This is a genomic window from Serratia quinivorans (assembly GCF_052113645.1).
Lineage (GTDB): Bacteria > Pseudomonadota > Gammaproteobacteria > Enterobacterales > Enterobacteriaceae > Serratia > Serratia quinivorans_B.
The window spans coordinates 235,861-250,216 of the sequence record NZ_JBIEIU010000005.1; the positions used below are offsets into that span (position 1 = coordinate 235,861).

11 protein-coding genes are annotated in these 14,356 nt (G+C 57.8%); 4 read left to right on the top strand and 7 right to left on the bottom strand.

Annotated features, from left to right (window positions below; translation table 11 throughout):
- Positions 1–30 precede the first annotated feature (30 nt).
- Together ACGS9J_RS12225 and mfd are read left to right on the top strand one after the other, a co-directional pair.
- Positions 31–1,014, top strand: a complete 984-nt coding sequence (locus tag ACGS9J_RS12225) for a threo-3-hydroxy-L-aspartate ammonia-lyase (protein ID WP_442231172.1) — start codon at positions 31–33, stop codon at positions 1,012–1,014.
- A gap of 150 nt (positions 1,015–1,164) precedes the next feature.
- Positions 1,165–4,647, top strand: coding sequence for a transcription-repair coupling factor (mfd, locus tag ACGS9J_RS12230; RefSeq protein WP_442231173.1), 3,483 nt, complete (start codon positions 1,165–1,167; stop codon positions 4,645–4,647).
- Positions 4,648–4,679: 32 nt separating this feature from the next.
- Here mfd and ACGS9J_RS12235 read toward each other — a convergent pair whose 3' ends face one another.
- The gene (locus ACGS9J_RS12235; RefSeq protein ID WP_442231174.1) at positions 4,680–5,780 is read right to left on the bottom strand and encodes a GGDEF domain-containing protein; all 1,101 of its coding nucleotides are present in this window, start codon (positions 5,778–5,780) and stop codon (positions 4,680–4,682) included.
- Positions 5,781–5,980: 200 nt separating this feature from the next.
- Here ACGS9J_RS12235 and ACGS9J_RS12240 point away from each other — a divergent pair, with 200 nt between their 5' ends.
- Both ACGS9J_RS12240 and dauA read left to right on the top strand, forming a co-directional pair.
- On the top strand, positions 5,981–6,466 hold the full coding sequence (locus tag ACGS9J_RS12240; RefSeq protein ID WP_442231175.1) for a heme-degrading domain-containing protein: 486 nt from the start codon (positions 5,981–5,983) through the stop codon (positions 6,464–6,466).
- 230 nt (positions 6,467–6,696) lie between these two features.
- Entirely contained in the window at positions 6,697–8,385 is a 1,689-nt protein-coding gene (gene dauA, locus ACGS9J_RS12245) for a C4-dicarboxylic acid transporter DauA (RefSeq protein ID WP_442231176.1), read from the top strand.
- An 83-nt stretch (positions 8,386–8,468) separates the two neighbouring features.
- Here dauA and kdsA read toward each other — a convergent pair whose 3' ends face one another.
- The 6 genes from kdsA to hemA form a co-directional block, all read right to left on the bottom strand.
- A complete protein-coding gene (kdsA, locus tag ACGS9J_RS12250) occupies positions 8,469–9,323 on the bottom strand; it encodes a 3-deoxy-8-phosphooctulonate synthase (protein ID WP_020826450.1) in 855 nt (284 codons plus the stop codon).
- Positions 9,324–9,396: 73 nt separating this feature from the next.
- On the bottom strand, positions 9,397–10,206 hold the full coding sequence (gene sirB1 / locus ACGS9J_RS12255) for an invasion regulator SirB1 (protein ID WP_044549970.1): 810 nt from the start codon (positions 10,204–10,206) through the stop codon (positions 9,397–9,399).
- Positions 10,203–10,601 carry a SirB2 family protein gene (locus ACGS9J_RS12260; protein ID WP_046373829.1) on the bottom strand — a complete coding sequence of 133 codons (399 nt, stop codon included), beginning with the start codon at positions 10,599–10,601 and terminating at the stop codon, positions 10,203–10,205. Before ACGS9J_RS12260 ends, sirB1 begins: the two co-directional genes overlap by 4 nt.
- A gap of 56 nt (positions 10,602–10,657) precedes the next feature.
- A complete protein-coding gene (prmC, locus tag ACGS9J_RS12265) occupies positions 10,658–11,488 on the bottom strand; it encodes a peptide chain release factor N(5)-glutamine methyltransferase (RefSeq protein ID WP_442231177.1) in 831 nt (276 codons plus the stop codon).
- On the bottom strand, positions 11,488–12,573 hold the full coding sequence (gene prfA / locus ACGS9J_RS12270; protein WP_442231178.1) for a peptide chain release factor 1: 1,086 nt from the start codon (positions 12,571–12,573) through the stop codon (positions 11,488–11,490). Before prfA ends, prmC begins: the two co-directional genes overlap by 1 nt.
- Positions 12,574–12,604: 31 nt before the next feature.
- Complete coding sequence (gene hemA, locus ACGS9J_RS12275; RefSeq protein WP_442231179.1) at positions 12,605–13,867, bottom strand: glutamyl-tRNA reductase; 1,263 nt, start codon at positions 13,865–13,867, stop codon at positions 12,605–12,607.
- Positions 13,868–14,356 lie beyond the last annotated feature (489 nt).

A 14,356-nucleotide genomic window follows, 5' to 3' on the forward strand; every position in this document is an offset into this window, starting at 1 on the left:
CAATCAACCTTTCACCAGCACGAGGTCGCCATGAGTTCAACGCCCCACTGCATCACCGCCGCCGATATCTCTACCGCCGCAGAAGTTCTGGCTGGCCATGCCATCCGCACGCCGGTCATGACCTCGCAGCAGGCCGATCACATCGTCGGCGCGCAGCTGTTCTTCAAGTGCGAGAACTTCCAGCGCGTCGGCGCTTTCAAGTTCCGTGGTGCCTACAATTCGATTGCCCAATTGAGCCCGGCGCAGCGGCAGGCGGGGGTGATCGCCTTCTCCTCCGGCAACCATGCGCAGGCCATGGCATTGGCGGCGCGGGAGCTCGGGGTCAAGGTGACCATAGTGATGCCGCACGACGCACCGGCAACCAAGCTGGCGGCGACGCGTGGCTACGGCGCCAACGTGGTGATTTATCAGCGTCACAACGAAGACCGCGCAGCCATTACCCAGCGGCTGGCTGCCGAGCAGGGCCTGACGATAGTGCCGCCCTATGATTATCCGCAGGTGATCGCCGGTCAGGGCACCGCCACCAAAGAATTGATAGAGGAAGTCGGGCCGTTGGATGTGTTGCTGGTGTGTACCGGCGGTGGCGGCTTGCTGGCCGGTAGCGCGGTGGCGGCGCACCACTGGTCGCCGGGTTGCCGGGTGTTCGGCGTTGAACCGCAGGCCGGCAACGATGTGCAACAGGCGTTCCGCAGCGGCCGGCCGGTACAGATCCCGGTGCCGAACACCATCGCCGACGGCGCACAGACTCAGCAGGTAGGCGCACTGACCTTCCCGATCATTCAACAGTACGTAGAAGACATTTTGACGGTCAGCGACCAGCAACTCTGCCGGCAGATGCGCTTCTTTATGGAGCGCATGAAAATGGTGGTCGAGCCGACCGGGTGCCTGGCCGCCGCCGCGGCGATGAACTCGCTGATTGACCTGCGTGGCAAAAAAGTCGGGGTGATCGTCAGCGGGGGCAACGTCGACGTCGATAAAATCGCCGACTATCTCGCCATGGCAGCACAAGAATAGTGCCACCAGACGGTTAAATATCCACCGACAGACTGCAGCTTCGCGCTTTTACCTATGTCAGTTTATTGCCCAGTGGGCTAGTATTACCGGGTAAAGGCGCGTTGTAATTTGTGCCGGGCGAAATTTAACATATTGATTAAAGATACCTTAATGAGCACCTCCGATAAGCCTAACCGTTCCTCATCATCGTCATCCTCCCGTTATTCCCTGCCTGAGCGCGCGGGCGATTTGCGCCAGTTGGGGCAACTGACCGGCGCGGCCTGCGCCGTGGAATGCGCCGAGATCGTCGAACGTCACAACGGGCCGGTGATGCTGATCGCCCCGGACATGCAAAATGCCCTGCGGCTGCGCGACGAAATTCAGCAGTTCACCGACCAAATGGTGACCACGCTGTCCGACTGGGAAACCCTGCCTTACGACAGCTTCTCACCGCATCAGGAAATTATCTCCGCCCGTCTGTCGAGCCTGTACCACCTGCCGACCATGATGCGCGGTGTCATCATTTTGCCGGTCAATACCCTGATGCAGCGCGTTTGCCCGCACGAATTCCTGCACGGCCACGCGCTGGTGATGAAAAAAGGCCAGCGTCTGTCGCGTGACAAACTGCGCGCCCAACTGGAACAGGCCGGTTACCGCAGCGTCGATCAGGTGATGGAACACGGTGAGTTCGCCACCCGTGGCGCGCTGCTCGACTTGTTCCCCATGGGCAGCGAAGAACCTTACCGCATCGATTTCTTCGACGACGAGATCGACAGCCTGCGCACCTTTGATGTCGACAATCAGCGCACGCTGAGCGAAGTCGACGCCATCAACCTGTTGCCGGCTCATGAATTCCCTACCGACAAAAATGCCATCGAGCTGTTCCGCAGCCAGTGGCGTGAACAGTTTGAAGTGCGCCGCGACGCCGAACATATTTATCAGCAGGTCAGCAAAGGGACCTGGCCGGCCGGCATCGAATATTGGCAGCCGCTGTTCTTCAGCCAACCGCTGCCGTCGCTGTTCAGCTACCTGCCGAGCAACACGCTGATCGTCAATACCGGTAATCTGGAGAGCGCCGCCGAGCGTTTCTGGCTGGACGTTAACCAGCGCTACGAGAGCCGTCGGGTCGATCCGATGCGCCCACTGCTGGCACCGGACAGCCTGTGGCTGCGGGTTGATGCGCTGTTTGGCGAGTTGAAAGCCTGGCCGCGCATGGCGCTGAAAACCGAGGAGCTGCCTGCCAGGGCCGGCAACACCAACCTGGATTATCGCACCCTGCCGGATCTGGCGGTGCAAGCCCAGCAGAAAGCGCCACTGGACAACCTGCGTCGGTTTACTGAAAGTTTCGACGGCAGCATCATTTTCTCGGTCGAAAGCGAAGGCCGCCGTGAAACGCTGCAGGATCTGCTCGGCCGCATCAAGCTGGGTACCTCGCTGATCCAGCGTCTCGATCAAGCCGAGGCCGCTGGCCGCTACATGATGGTCGGTGCCTCCGAGCGCGGTTTCCTCGACGGCATGCGCAACCGGGCGCTGATCTGCGAAAGCGATCTGCTCGGCGAACGCGTCAGCCGCCGTCGGCAGGACAACCGTCGCACTATTAATACCGATGTGCTGATCCGCAACCTGGCGGAGCTGCACCCCGGCCAGCCGGTGGTGCATCTGGAACACGGCGTAGGGCGTTACGTTGGCCTGACCACGCTGGAAGCCGGCGGCATCAAGGCCGAATACCTGATCCTGGCCTACGCCGGTGAAGACAAACTTTACGTGCCGGTCTCTTCGCTGCATCTGATCAGTCGCTACGCCGGCGGTGCCGACGAAAACGCCCCGCTGCACAAACTGGGCGGTGACGCCTGGTCACGCGCCCGGCAGAAAGCCGCTGAACGGGTGCGGGACGTGGCGGCGGAACTGCTGGATATTTACGCCCAGCGCGCCGCCAAAACCGGCTTCGCCTTTAAACATAACCGCGAACAGTATCAACTGTTCTGCCAAAGTTTCCCGTTTGAAACCACCCCGGACCAGGAGCAGGCGATTAACGCCGTGCTGAGCGATATGTGCCAACCGCTGGCCATGGACCGTCTGGTGTGCGGTGATGTCGGCTTCGGCAAAACCGAAGTGGCGATGCGCGCCGCGTTCCTGGCGGTGGAAAACGGCAAGCAGGTGGCGGTGTTGGTGCCAACCACTCTGCTGGCGCAACAGCATTTCGACAACTTCCGCGATCGCTTCGCGACCTGGCCGATCCGCATCGAAATGATGTCGCGTTTCCGTAGCGCCAAGGAACAGCAACAGGTGATGGACGATGCCGTCGACGGCAAAGTGGACATCATCATTGGCACCCACAAACTGCTGCAGAGCGATCTGCGCTGGAAAGATTTGGGGCTGCTGATTGTCGATGAAGAACACCGCTTCGGCGTGCGCCACAAAGAGCGCATCAAGGCGATGCGCGCCGATGTGGATATCCTGACGCTGACCGCCACGCCGATCCCACGTACGCTGAACATGGCCATGAGCGGCATGCGTGACCTGTCGATTATCGCCACCCCACCGGCTCGCCGCCTGGCGGTGAAAACCTTCGTGCGCGAGTACGACAGTCTGGTGGTACGCGAGGCGATCCTGCGTGAGGTGCTGCGTGGCGGCCAGGTTTACTACCTGTACAACGACGTGGAAAACATCGAAAAGGCCGCAGAGAAGCTGGCGGAATTAGTGCCGGAAGCGCGTATCGCGATTGGCCACGGCCAGATGCGCGAACGCGACCTGGAACGGGTGATGAACGACTTCCACCACCAGCGTTTCAACGTGCTGGTCTGCACCACCATTATCGAAACCGGCATCGATATTCCCAGCGCCAATACCATTATCATCGAACGTGCCGATCGCTTCGGGCTGGCACAGCTTCACCAGCTACGCGGCCGCGTCGGACGTTCGCACCACCAGGCCTACGCCTATCTGCTGACGCCGAATCCGAAAGCCATGAGCACTGACGCCCATAAACGGCTGGAGGCCATCGCATCGCTGGAAGACCTGGGGGCCGGTTTTGCCCTGGCCACCCACGATCTGGAGATCCGCGGTGCGGGCGAGCTGCTGGGCGAAGATCAGAGTGGCCAGATGACCACCGTCGGTTTCTCGCTGTATATGGAACTGCTGGAAAGCGCGGTTGATGCCCTCAAGCACGGGCGTGAGCCTTCGCTGGAAGATCTCACCAGCAACCAGACCGAGGTGGAGCTACGCATGCCGGCCCTGTTGCCGGATGATTATATCCCGGACGTTAACACCCGCCTGTCATTCTATAAACGCATCGCCAGCGCGAAAAACGACGGTGAGCTGGAAGAACTGAAAGTCGAGCTGATCGACCGCTTCGGCCTGCTGCCGGATCCGGCGCGCAATCTGCTGCAAAGCGCGGCGCTGCGCCAACATGCGCAGAAACTGGGGATCAAACGTATCGAGGGCAATGAGCGCGGCGGCTTTATTGAGTTTGGCGAAAAGAACCTGGTCGATCCGGGCTATTTGATTGGCCTGCTGCAAAGCAATCCGCAGATCTATCGCCTGGATGGCCCGACCAAGCTGAAGTTTATGCTGGATCTGACCGACCGCCAGAAACGCCTGAAGTTTACCGAGGAGCTGCTGACCGCCTTCCGCGAACATACGCTGGCGGCCTGACCTGCGCCCCCTCCTGAGTCGTCAGGAGGGGGTTATTCTTGCCGAAACCCGGCCCCCAGCGGGGCAAGCTGCATCAACCTGCTGCAAACCACCCGATTTTTCCCCCCGCGCTTGGCGTCATACAGCGCTTCATCCGTCACCTCTATCGCCTTGTCCAGCGCCATCCCGGGCAGATACAGTGAGGCACCGATAGAAACGGTAATACGTGCCTCAACATCCTCATCCAGCAAGAATACCGTCGCTTCCACACCACGGCGGATGCGCTCGGCGACTCCGCCGATAATCGCCGGATCGTAGCTGGCCGTGATTACGATAAATTCCTCGCCGCCATAACGCCCGACAAAATCTTCACCGCGCACGCTGTTTTGCAACAGTTGCCCGACTCGAGCCAACAGCAGATCCCCCGCAAGATGACCGTAGGTGTCGTTAATGTTTTTAAAATTATCCAGATCGAGGATCATCAACCCACGGGGGCGACGCTCTGCCTGCAGTGATTTCAGCCGGTAGTCGACGCCGGTGCGATTATTAATGTGGGTCAGGCTGTCGGTAGTGGCTTTATCACGCATTGAGAAGTAGGCGTGGATATGACGCTCTTTGAAATTCAGCGCGTGATAACAAAGGGCCAGACACAGTGCAGAAACGATCTGATACAACAGCACATCCAGCCACAACTCCTGCATATCGACCAAAAACCAGACGACCCCGATCCGGTACAACGCAATCAGGAAGACTGTCAGATAGAACACCCGATTCGACTTTTTCAACCAGACTCGCGACAGCAACAGCGGAATGATGATCGAGCCGATAAACAGGTTATCGACGGTGAAACCGCCACTCAGCGCCATCGACATCAGATAGCAGGCCAGTCCGCTGACCGCCCCACCATAAAAAGTCACCAATATCATCGGGAGCATCGCGAAGCTGTAATGCACGTTGCCGATCAGCTCCAACCGATCCTGATTGAGAAACAACACCGCAAGACCGGCCGACAGACCGAACAGGGCGCGTTTCCACCATGCTGAACGATAAGAAAAGGGAGCGTTCTTGCTGAGAGCAAAATAACTGACCGACAGCGTGGCGTAAGTAATGCAAGCGTCACTATACAGGGTGGGAATTGACGCAACGTAAGTCATAAATATTCGGCAGGCTCCACGGAATCGACTGGGGGGGATTTAGCGACGAATTTTGAGCATTCCCTGTCTCATCCATTTCGGCATCGTACATATTATTACTCAGGTTAATAATAGATTAGCAGTTCTATGTTATTTCCAAGGTATCTATCCCATAAATTCTGTTCAGGATAATCTGTTAGCCACCAATAGAGGGGGAAACCATGAATATTGATGATGACTTGCATGCGCTGAGCGAACAGGAAACCGCATTAACTTTCAGTCATTTTGACCACAACACCGCCTGGGAGCTGGGGGCGGCGTTGAAATCCGCGGCGGAGCAGCGCCGTCTGTCCATCGCCATTGAGATCCAACTGGCGGGGCAAACGCTATTTTATTACGCCATGCCCGGTACCACACCCGACATTGCCGATTGGGTGCGACGCAAACGCAATGTGGTGAAGCATTTCCACAAGAGTTCTTACGCGATTGGCCTGCGCCTGCAACAGCGACAAGCGACGCTGGAAGAACGCTATGGCCTGAGCGTGCGTGACTATTCGGTGCATGGCGGCGCTTTTCCGGTCAACCTGAGCGGGATCGGCTGCATCGGTACTATCAGCATCTCCGGCTCGCCGCAGTTGGAAGACCATAATCTGCTGGTCGGGACCCTGGCCCATTTTCTCGGGTTATCCTTGCCGGCAGTCCATTAAGCACTAAAATCCAACTTATTCCCCCAGCGCCGGTCGCCTGAGCCGCGACCGGCCTGAGATGGAGATTTTAACAGAGTTTTGAAAGGGCCTCCTTTCGATTTCCCGCAGCGTATTGATGTATATCTAGGAATCACCGTCACAACAGGCGTATGGTGTCTATCAGCTATTCGAGACGGACCGCATCCGGCCCGCCATTCCGTTCTCTTTTATAGACTTGGTTTACACCTTAGATGAAAACGCATGAAATTAACGGCATTCGGCCGTTCAGCGCGCTGATTGATGCCTGTTGGCGAGATCCCTATTCCCTGCAACGCTTGCTCAAAGACGCCATCGCCGGCGTCACCGTCGGCATTATCGCCATCCCGCTGGCCATGGCGCTGGCGATTGCCAGCGGCGTTCCCCCCCAATATGGGCTGTACACCTCGGCGGTCGCCGGGATTGTGATTGCCATCAGCGGCGGTTCACGCTACAGCGTTTCCGGGCCTACCGCCGCGTTTGTGGTGATCCTGTACCCGGTGTCGCAGCAATTCGGCCTTGCGGGCCTGCTGATCGCCACCCTGCTTTCCGGGCTGTTTTTAGTCATCATGGGCCTGGCGCGGTTCGGTCGCCTGATTGAGTACATTCCCCTGTCGGTGACGCTGGGCTTTACTTCAGGCATCGCCATCACCATCGCCACCATGCAGGTGAAAGATTTCTTTGGTCTGCAAATGACGGCGGTACCGGAACACTATGTGGGCAAGGTTTACGCCCTGCTACAGGCGCTGCCGACGCTGGACATCGGCGATACGCTGATCGGCGCGGTCACCCTGTTGATCCTGATATTCTGGCCGAAGCTCGGCTTGCGGGTGCCTGGTCATCTGCCCGCGCTGCTGGCGGGTACCGCGGTCATGGGCATTCTGTCGCTGTTTGACCACCCGGTAGCGACCATAGGCTCCCGCTTCAGTTATCTGCTGGCCGACGGCACGCACGGCCAGGGCATTCCGCCCATTCTGCCGCAGTTGATGCTGCCGTGGGATCTGCCGGCCGGCGACGGCAAACCGATGGCGCTGAGCTGGCAAACCCTCTCCGCCCTGCTGCCGGCCGCATTTTCCATGGCCATATTGGGTGCCATTGAATCCCTGCTGTGCGCGGTGGTGCTGGATGGCATGACCGGCAAGAAGCACAACTCCAATGCCGAGCTTATCGGTCAGGGCGCAGGTAATATCATTGCGCCTTTCTTCGGCGGCATTACCGCCACCGCTGCCATTGCACGCTCCGCGGCCAACGTACGTGCCGGTGCCACCTCACCGGTCTCCGCCATTATCCATGCGTTGCTGGTGCTGTTGGCGTTGTTGGTGCTGGCACCCTGGCTGTCCTGGTTGCCGCTGGCGGCCATGGCGTCCCTGTTGCTGATGGTCGCCTGGAATATGAGCGAGGCGCACAAGGTGGTTTACCTGCTGCGGCGCGCGCCGAAAGACGACATTCTGGTGATGCTGCTGTGCATGTCGCTGACGGTGCTGTTCGATATGGTGATTGCCATTACCGTGGGCATCGTGCTGGCTTCGCTGCTGTTTATGCGCCGCATTGCACGCATGACCCGCCTGAGCGAACTGAGTGCCGAAAACGGCCGCCTGGTGTTACGGGTTAACGGGCCGTTGTTCTTCGCCGCCGCCGAACGCATTTTTAACGAGCTGCTGGTCCGCAGCGAAAGTTATGACGTGATTGTGTTGCAGTGGGATGCGGTGCCGGTGCTGGACGCCGGCGGTCTGGATGCCCTGCAACGCTTTATCGAAGCGTTGCCGGCCGGCAAGCAATTGGCGATCACCGACATGCCTTTCCAGCCGTTGAAAACGCTGGCCAGGGCGCGGATCCAGCCGATTGAAGGAAAACTGCATTTCTACGCGACGCTACCGGAAGCCCTGGCGGCGCTGGATGCCTGAAAAACAAAAAGCCCGACGAGTCGGGCTTTAAACCATAGCGGGCGCAGCATACAGCGCCCCTACCAGAACAGCTGTGAACGTTTTTAGTTACTGGTATCCAGCTCTGGGAAGCTCTTCACCAGATCGTCGATGGCTTTCATCTGCACCAGGAACGGCTCCAGCTTGTCCAGCGGCAGCGCGGACGGGCCGTCGCATTTGGCGCTGTTTGGCTCCGGGTGCGCTTCGATGAACAGACCCGCCAGGCCCACGGCCATACCGGCACGCGCCAGTTCGGCAACCTGTGCACGACGGCCGCCAGAGGCAGCGCCAAACGGATCGCGGGTTTGCAGAGCGTGAGTCACGTCGAAGATCACCGGATGACCGCCAGTCACGTTCTTCATGACGTTGATGCCGAGCATGTCGACCACCAGGTTATCGTAACCAAAGTTGCTGCCACGATCGCACAGGATCACCTGATCGTTGCCGCCTTCCTTGAATTTGTCGACGATATTGCCCATTTGGCCCGGGCTGACGAACTGTGGCTTCTTGACGTTGATCACCGCACCGGTTTTCGCCATCGCTTCCACCAGGTCGGTCTGACGCGCCAGGAATGCCGGCAGTTGGATAACGTCGACCACTTCGGACACCGGCTGAGCCTGTGACGCTTCGTGCACGTCGGTGATGATTTTCACGCCGAAGGTTTTTTTGATTTCTTCGAAGATCTTCATCCCCTCTTCCAGGCCAGGGCCACGGTAGGAGTGGATAGAAGAACGGTTGGCTTTATCAAAAGAGGCTTTGAAAACGTAAGGGATGCCCAGTTTTTGCGTCACGGTGACGTAGTGTTCACAGATGCGCATCGCCAAATCGCGCGATTCCAGCACGTTCATCCCGCCAAACAGCACAAACGGCAGATCGTTCGCTACGTCGATGTCACCAATGCTAACCACTTTCTGTTTCATGCTTTCGCCTTTATTGAAGTTACCCTTCATCTTCCAAGCCGTAGCCTGAGGTTTTCAGGGCATAGTAAATGAATTAATGCAGCGTGACCTGCTTCGGTTCAATCGAATGGATCTGTACTTTGATCACTTCGCTGACCGGGTCTTCAGGACACTGTTCGACAAAATAGTTAAGATCGGAAATCGCGATATGGTTGCATTCCAACTGGGCGTAAATCAGCCCACGGTCACGGATTTCGTAAGGGTCTTCCGGATCGAAGCACAACACCGTTTCGCTGGCGCGCAGCGCCATTTCCATCTGTTTTTCTTCCATCAGGGCAGCTTTCAGCGTATCCAACATCTTACGCACCACCATGACGTTTTCCGACTCATCGAGATCGTCATCTTCCAGTTCAGCACCCAGGCCCAGGTTACCCTTGATCCACACTTCCAACTGGTGTTCGTTCAGCGTCTCGCCGTTCAATGGATTGATCAACCACATCTCTTCATCCAGCCAGTCTGCCCGCAGGATCAATTGAGTGGGGAAAATAACCGGCAACAGCGGTAAATCCAGATGAGCGGCGATATGCAGGAAAATGGTGCCGAGCGAAACCGGCGTGCCCTGGCGCCCTTCCAGCACCTTGTCGAGCCAGATGGCGTCGGACAGGCGATACACACCGCTGGCGCCGCCAAAACCCCAGGTTTTGAAGAACAATTCAATGAGTGCGTCCAGTTGCTGTTCCTGGCTGAGATCCTGCGGCACTGCCGCACGCGCGTCGTCGACCAGCTGTTGCAGCTTACGTTCGACCTCGGCGGCGGGGAAATCGCGCCGCACGGACTGCGATACCAGGATCACGCCCTCGCTCAGCAGCGAGGTGTTAAATTCAAAATCAGCAATACTACTCATAAGTATCCCATCAGAAAGGGTATTTTCGTCGTGGCAAGTTTAATTATCAGGTACAAACAGCCCAAAGCCAGCACAAACGCCAGGGTGCGCAGGTTCTGGTTTTTGGTCTTCTTGCCCAATGCGACGTAGCCAAGCAGGATATAGATAATAACGCCAAACAGCTTCTCGGTCAGCCATGAGTCCATACCCAGCAGCGGATATAGCTTGAACATCACGACCAGCGCAATGCCGCTGACGAACAACACCGTATCATTTATGTGCGGCGTTATCTTCACCCAGCGTTTGTTCATCATAGCCGAATTACGCCATTTCCAGAAGAAACGCAATACAAACAAGACAATACTGATGGTGACCGTCAACAAATGCAGATGTTTTAACGCCGAGTAGACTGCCATATTGCTTCCTTTATTGATTCGCTGTGTGCTTTGTTATGGTGGGTTTTCAGTGACTGCTACGGCCATTGGCCAAAAGTCACGCGATCGTTGTCGCCATAATCGCGACGGGTGTCGATCGAAATAAAGCCGGCGGCCTGCAACAGTGCGCGCACGCTCTCCCCCTGCTGCCAACCATGTTCAAGCAACAGCCAGCCCTGCGACTGCAGGTGGCTCGGTGCCTGTTGCACGATGCTGGACAAGTCTGCCAAGCCCTGCTGGGGCGCCACCAGCGCGCTGCTCGGCTCGAAACGTACGTCGCCCTGCGCCAGGTGCGGGTCAGCGGCGTCGATATACGGAGGATTGCTGGCGATCAGGGCGAAAGTTTCGCCGACCAGCGGGGCAAACCAACTGCCCTGGAGGAATTGCGCGTTGCCGATAGCCAGCTTCTGCCCATTGTGCTGCGCCAGCGCCACCGCTTCAGGCTGTAAATCTACCCCGGTCACTTTGCAATCCGGGCGTTCGCTGGCCAACGCCAGCGCTATGGCGCCGGTACCGGTGCCGAGATCGAGGATGTTGCAAGGGGATGGGGGTAACAGTTCCAACGCCAGTTCCACCAGGCATTCGGTGTCTGGGCGCGGGATCAAAGTGGCGGGTGATACCGACAGCGGCAGCGACCAAAACTCGCGCTCGCCGATCAGGTAAGCCACCGGCTCGCCACGTTCGCGACGCGCCAGCAAGATTTCCAACTGTTCCTGTTCTTGCTGCGTCAGCATCGTTTCGCCAAACGCCATCAGGAAGGTTCTGGCCCGGCCGGTCACGAAACCCAGCAGGATTTCCGCATCGCGCCGGGCGCTTTCACTCTGCGTCAGGCGGACAACCGCCGCCTTCAGCCAGGATTGATAGTCCATTACTCCTGCTCGGCGGACAGCGCGGCGAGCTGGTCGGCCTGGTATTCCTGCACAATCGGCTGGATCAGCATATCGAGCTTGCCTTCCATCACCTCGTCCAGACGGTACAGCGTCAGGTTGATACGGTGGTCGGTCACGCGCCCCTGCGGGAAGTTATAGGTGCGGTTGCGGTCTGAACGGTCGCCGCTGCCCAACAGATTGCGGCGGGTGGAAGCCTCTGCCTGCTGGCGCTTGGCCATTTCTGCTGCGCGGATACGTGCGCCCAACACCGCCATCGCCTTGGCTTTGTTCTTATGCTGTGAACGCTCGTCCTGACACTCCACCACGATGCCGGTCGGCAAGTGAGTGATACGGATCGCCGAGTCGGTGGTGTTAACGTGCTGGCCCCCGGCGCCAGAGGAGCGGAAGGTATCGATTTTCAGATCGCCCGCGTTGATCTCCGGCAGTTCCGCTTCGGGTATTTCCGGCATCACTGCCACGGTACAAGCGGAGGTATGAATACGCCCTTGTGACTCAGTTTCCGGCACGCGCTGCACGCGGTGGCCGCCGGATTCGAATTTCAGCTGGCCGTAAACCCCGTCACCAGAAACTTTGGCAATCATTTCTTTATAGCCGCCGTGTTCGCCTTCGTTGGCGCTCATGATCTCGACGCGCCAGCGACGCGTTTCGGCATAGCGGCTGTACATACGGAACAGATCGCCGGCGAAAATAGCCGCTTCGTCACCACCGGTCCCGGCGCGGACTTCCAGGAAGCAACCGCGCTCGTCATCCGGATCTTTCGGCAACAGCAGCAATTGCAGCTGCTGCTCCAGCTCTTCCGTCGCCGCCTTGGCCTGTTTCAATTCTTCCTGCGCCATTTCACGCATTTCAGGATCGTCCAGCATCATTTCCGCCGTTGCCAGATCGTCCTGCACCTGACGCCATTCCAGGAAACAGCGGCTGACATCGGTCAACTGTGCATATTCACGCGACAACGCGCGGAACCGATCCTGCTCGGCAATAACGCCGGCATCGCCGAGCAGCGCCTGCACTTCTTCATGGCGCTCTTGTAACGCTTCCAGTTTGGCAACAATAGAAGGCTTCATGCGTGGTATTAAACCCTGTTAAAAGAGAAAACTAATGCTGATCCAGCCCGAGGCTGTCGCGTAATAATTGCAACCGCTCCACGTCGCCGTCGCCGGCGGCCTGCTGGAGGGATTTGGTAGGGGCATGAATAAGTCGATTGGTCAGCCGATGGGCCAGTTCGTGGATAACCTGTTCCACGTCGGCGCCCTGCGCAATCGCGGCCAGGGCTTTGGCTTCCATTTCCGCACGGATCTGATCGGCCTGCGAGCGGTAGTCGCGGATGGTTTCCACTGCGCCCTGTGAGCGCAGCCAGGCCATAAAGTTGGTGCTTTCCTGCTCAACGATCGATTCCGCCTGCACCGCTGCGGCTTTGCGCTGCGCCAGGTTGCTCTGAATGATGGCGTGCAGATCGTCCACGCTGTACAAATAGGCGTTGGCCAGCTTACCCACTTCCGGTTCGATATCGCGCGGTACGGCGATATCCACCAGCAGCATCGGCTGGTTGCGACGCGCTTTCAGCGCGCGCTCCACCATCCCTTTACCGATGATCGGCAGCGGGCTGGCGGTAGAACTGATGATAATGTCGGCGTCCGCCAGGCGTGCATCGATTTCCGGCAGCGTGATCACTTCCGCGCCGACTTCGTCCGCCAGCAGCTGCGCGCGTTCGCGGGTGCGGTTGGCGATAATCATATGCCGCACTTTGTGCTCACGCAGATGGCGCGCCACCAGCTCGATGGTTTCACCGGCACCCACCAACAGCACGTTCAATTCGGCAAGAGATTCGAAGATTTGGCGTGCCAGGGTACAGGCGGCGAAGGCCACGGATACCGCACTGGCACCGATTTCGGTTTCAGTGCGTACGCGTTTGGCGACAGAGAAGGATTTTTGGAACAGGCGCTCGAGCTCACCGGAAAGCGACTGACCGCGTTGCGACTCGGCAAAGGCTTTTTTCACCTGTCCGAGGATCTGCGGTTCGCCCAGCACCAACGAATCCAGTCCGCTGGCTACGCGCATCAGGTGGCTGACAGCGTCGTTGCCGTGATGCCAATACAGGCTTTTGCTCACTTCTTCCGGGCGCAGGTGGTGGTACTCACACAGCCAGGCAACCAGCTGTTCGTGAATATGTTCCTGTTGCTCCACGCTAAGATAAAGCTCGGTACGGTTGCAGGTAGACAACACGACACCGCCCTGCACCAACGGTTGTTGGAGCAAGCTGGTTAGCGCCTGTTCGATTGACTCTGGGGAGAAGGTCACCCTTTCACGCAGAGAAACCGGAGCGGTTTTGTGATTTATACCTAACGCCAGCAGGGTCATTGCTTCGAGTAATACTTCTTTTGGTACGGGTTCTCGTTGAACGGCATTCTACTTGATGCGCGGGCTCAATAAAAGTAACAACCGCATCTTCCGTTCAATCGCTGAAATAGTCAGCATCAATCGATAAATCGCTAATAAATACAGCGGGATGACGAATAATTTGACGACATAACATACTGAATTTTAGTGCAGTATGCGATATTCCGCACTGTATTCAATAAAACAATCCCCCGTAAGCAGGAAGGCTGCGATCAAATATCCGGCGCTTACCGGCCTTGAGTGCCGCCGCAAATTACCCCTTCGTACTGAATGCTTCATCACCTTCCATTTTCACCCGGAGATATTCTTGCCCCCGCAGCGGCATGGCTGAGCGATTGTGTTAATCTTATCTGCAAACGCAACGCATAATCCCGAGCCAAAAAGCAGTGACAAAGCCGGGCAGATTCAACGCGATGCAGCAAAAAATTGACGCGCCGGCGTTGCCCCGCT

Coding starts and splice junctions, on each gene's coding strand:
- ACGS9J_RS12235 (WP_442231174.1), bottom strand. CDS start 5,780: ATGACTTACGTTGCGTCAATTCCCACCCTGTATAGTGACGCTTGCATT.
- hemA (WP_442231179.1), bottom strand. CDS start 13,867: ATGACCCTGCTGGCGTTAGGTATAAATCACAAAACCGCTCCGGTTTCT.
- ACGS9J_RS12225 (WP_442231172.1), top strand. CDS start 31: ATGAGTTCAACGCCCCACTGCATCACCGCCGCCGATATCTCTACCGCC.
- sirB1 (WP_044549970.1), bottom strand. CDS start 10,206: ATGAGTAGTATTGCTGATTTTGAATTTAACACCTCGCTGCTGAGCGAG.
- dauA (WP_442231176.1), top strand. CDS start 6,697: ATGAAAACGCATGAAATTAACGGCATTCGGCCGTTCAGCGCGCTGATT.
- kdsA (WP_020826450.1), bottom strand. CDS start 9,323: ATGAAACAGAAAGTGGTTAGCATTGGTGACATCGACGTAGCGAACGAT.
- ACGS9J_RS12260 (WP_046373829.1), bottom strand. CDS start 10,601: ATGGCAGTCTACTCGGCGTTAAAACATCTGCATTTGTTGACGGTCACC.
- ACGS9J_RS12240 (WP_442231175.1), top strand. CDS start 5,981: ATGAATATTGATGATGACTTGCATGCGCTGAGCGAACAGGAAACCGCA.
- prfA (WP_442231178.1), bottom strand. CDS start 12,573: ATGAAGCCTTCTATTGTTGCCAAACTGGAAGCGTTACAAGAGCGCCAT.
- prmC (WP_442231177.1), bottom strand. CDS start 11,488: ATGGACTATCAATCCTGGCTGAAGGCGGCGGTTGTCCGCCTGACGCAG.
- mfd (WP_442231173.1), top strand. CDS start 1,165: ATGAGCACCTCCGATAAGCCTAACCGTTCCTCATCATCGTCATCCTCC.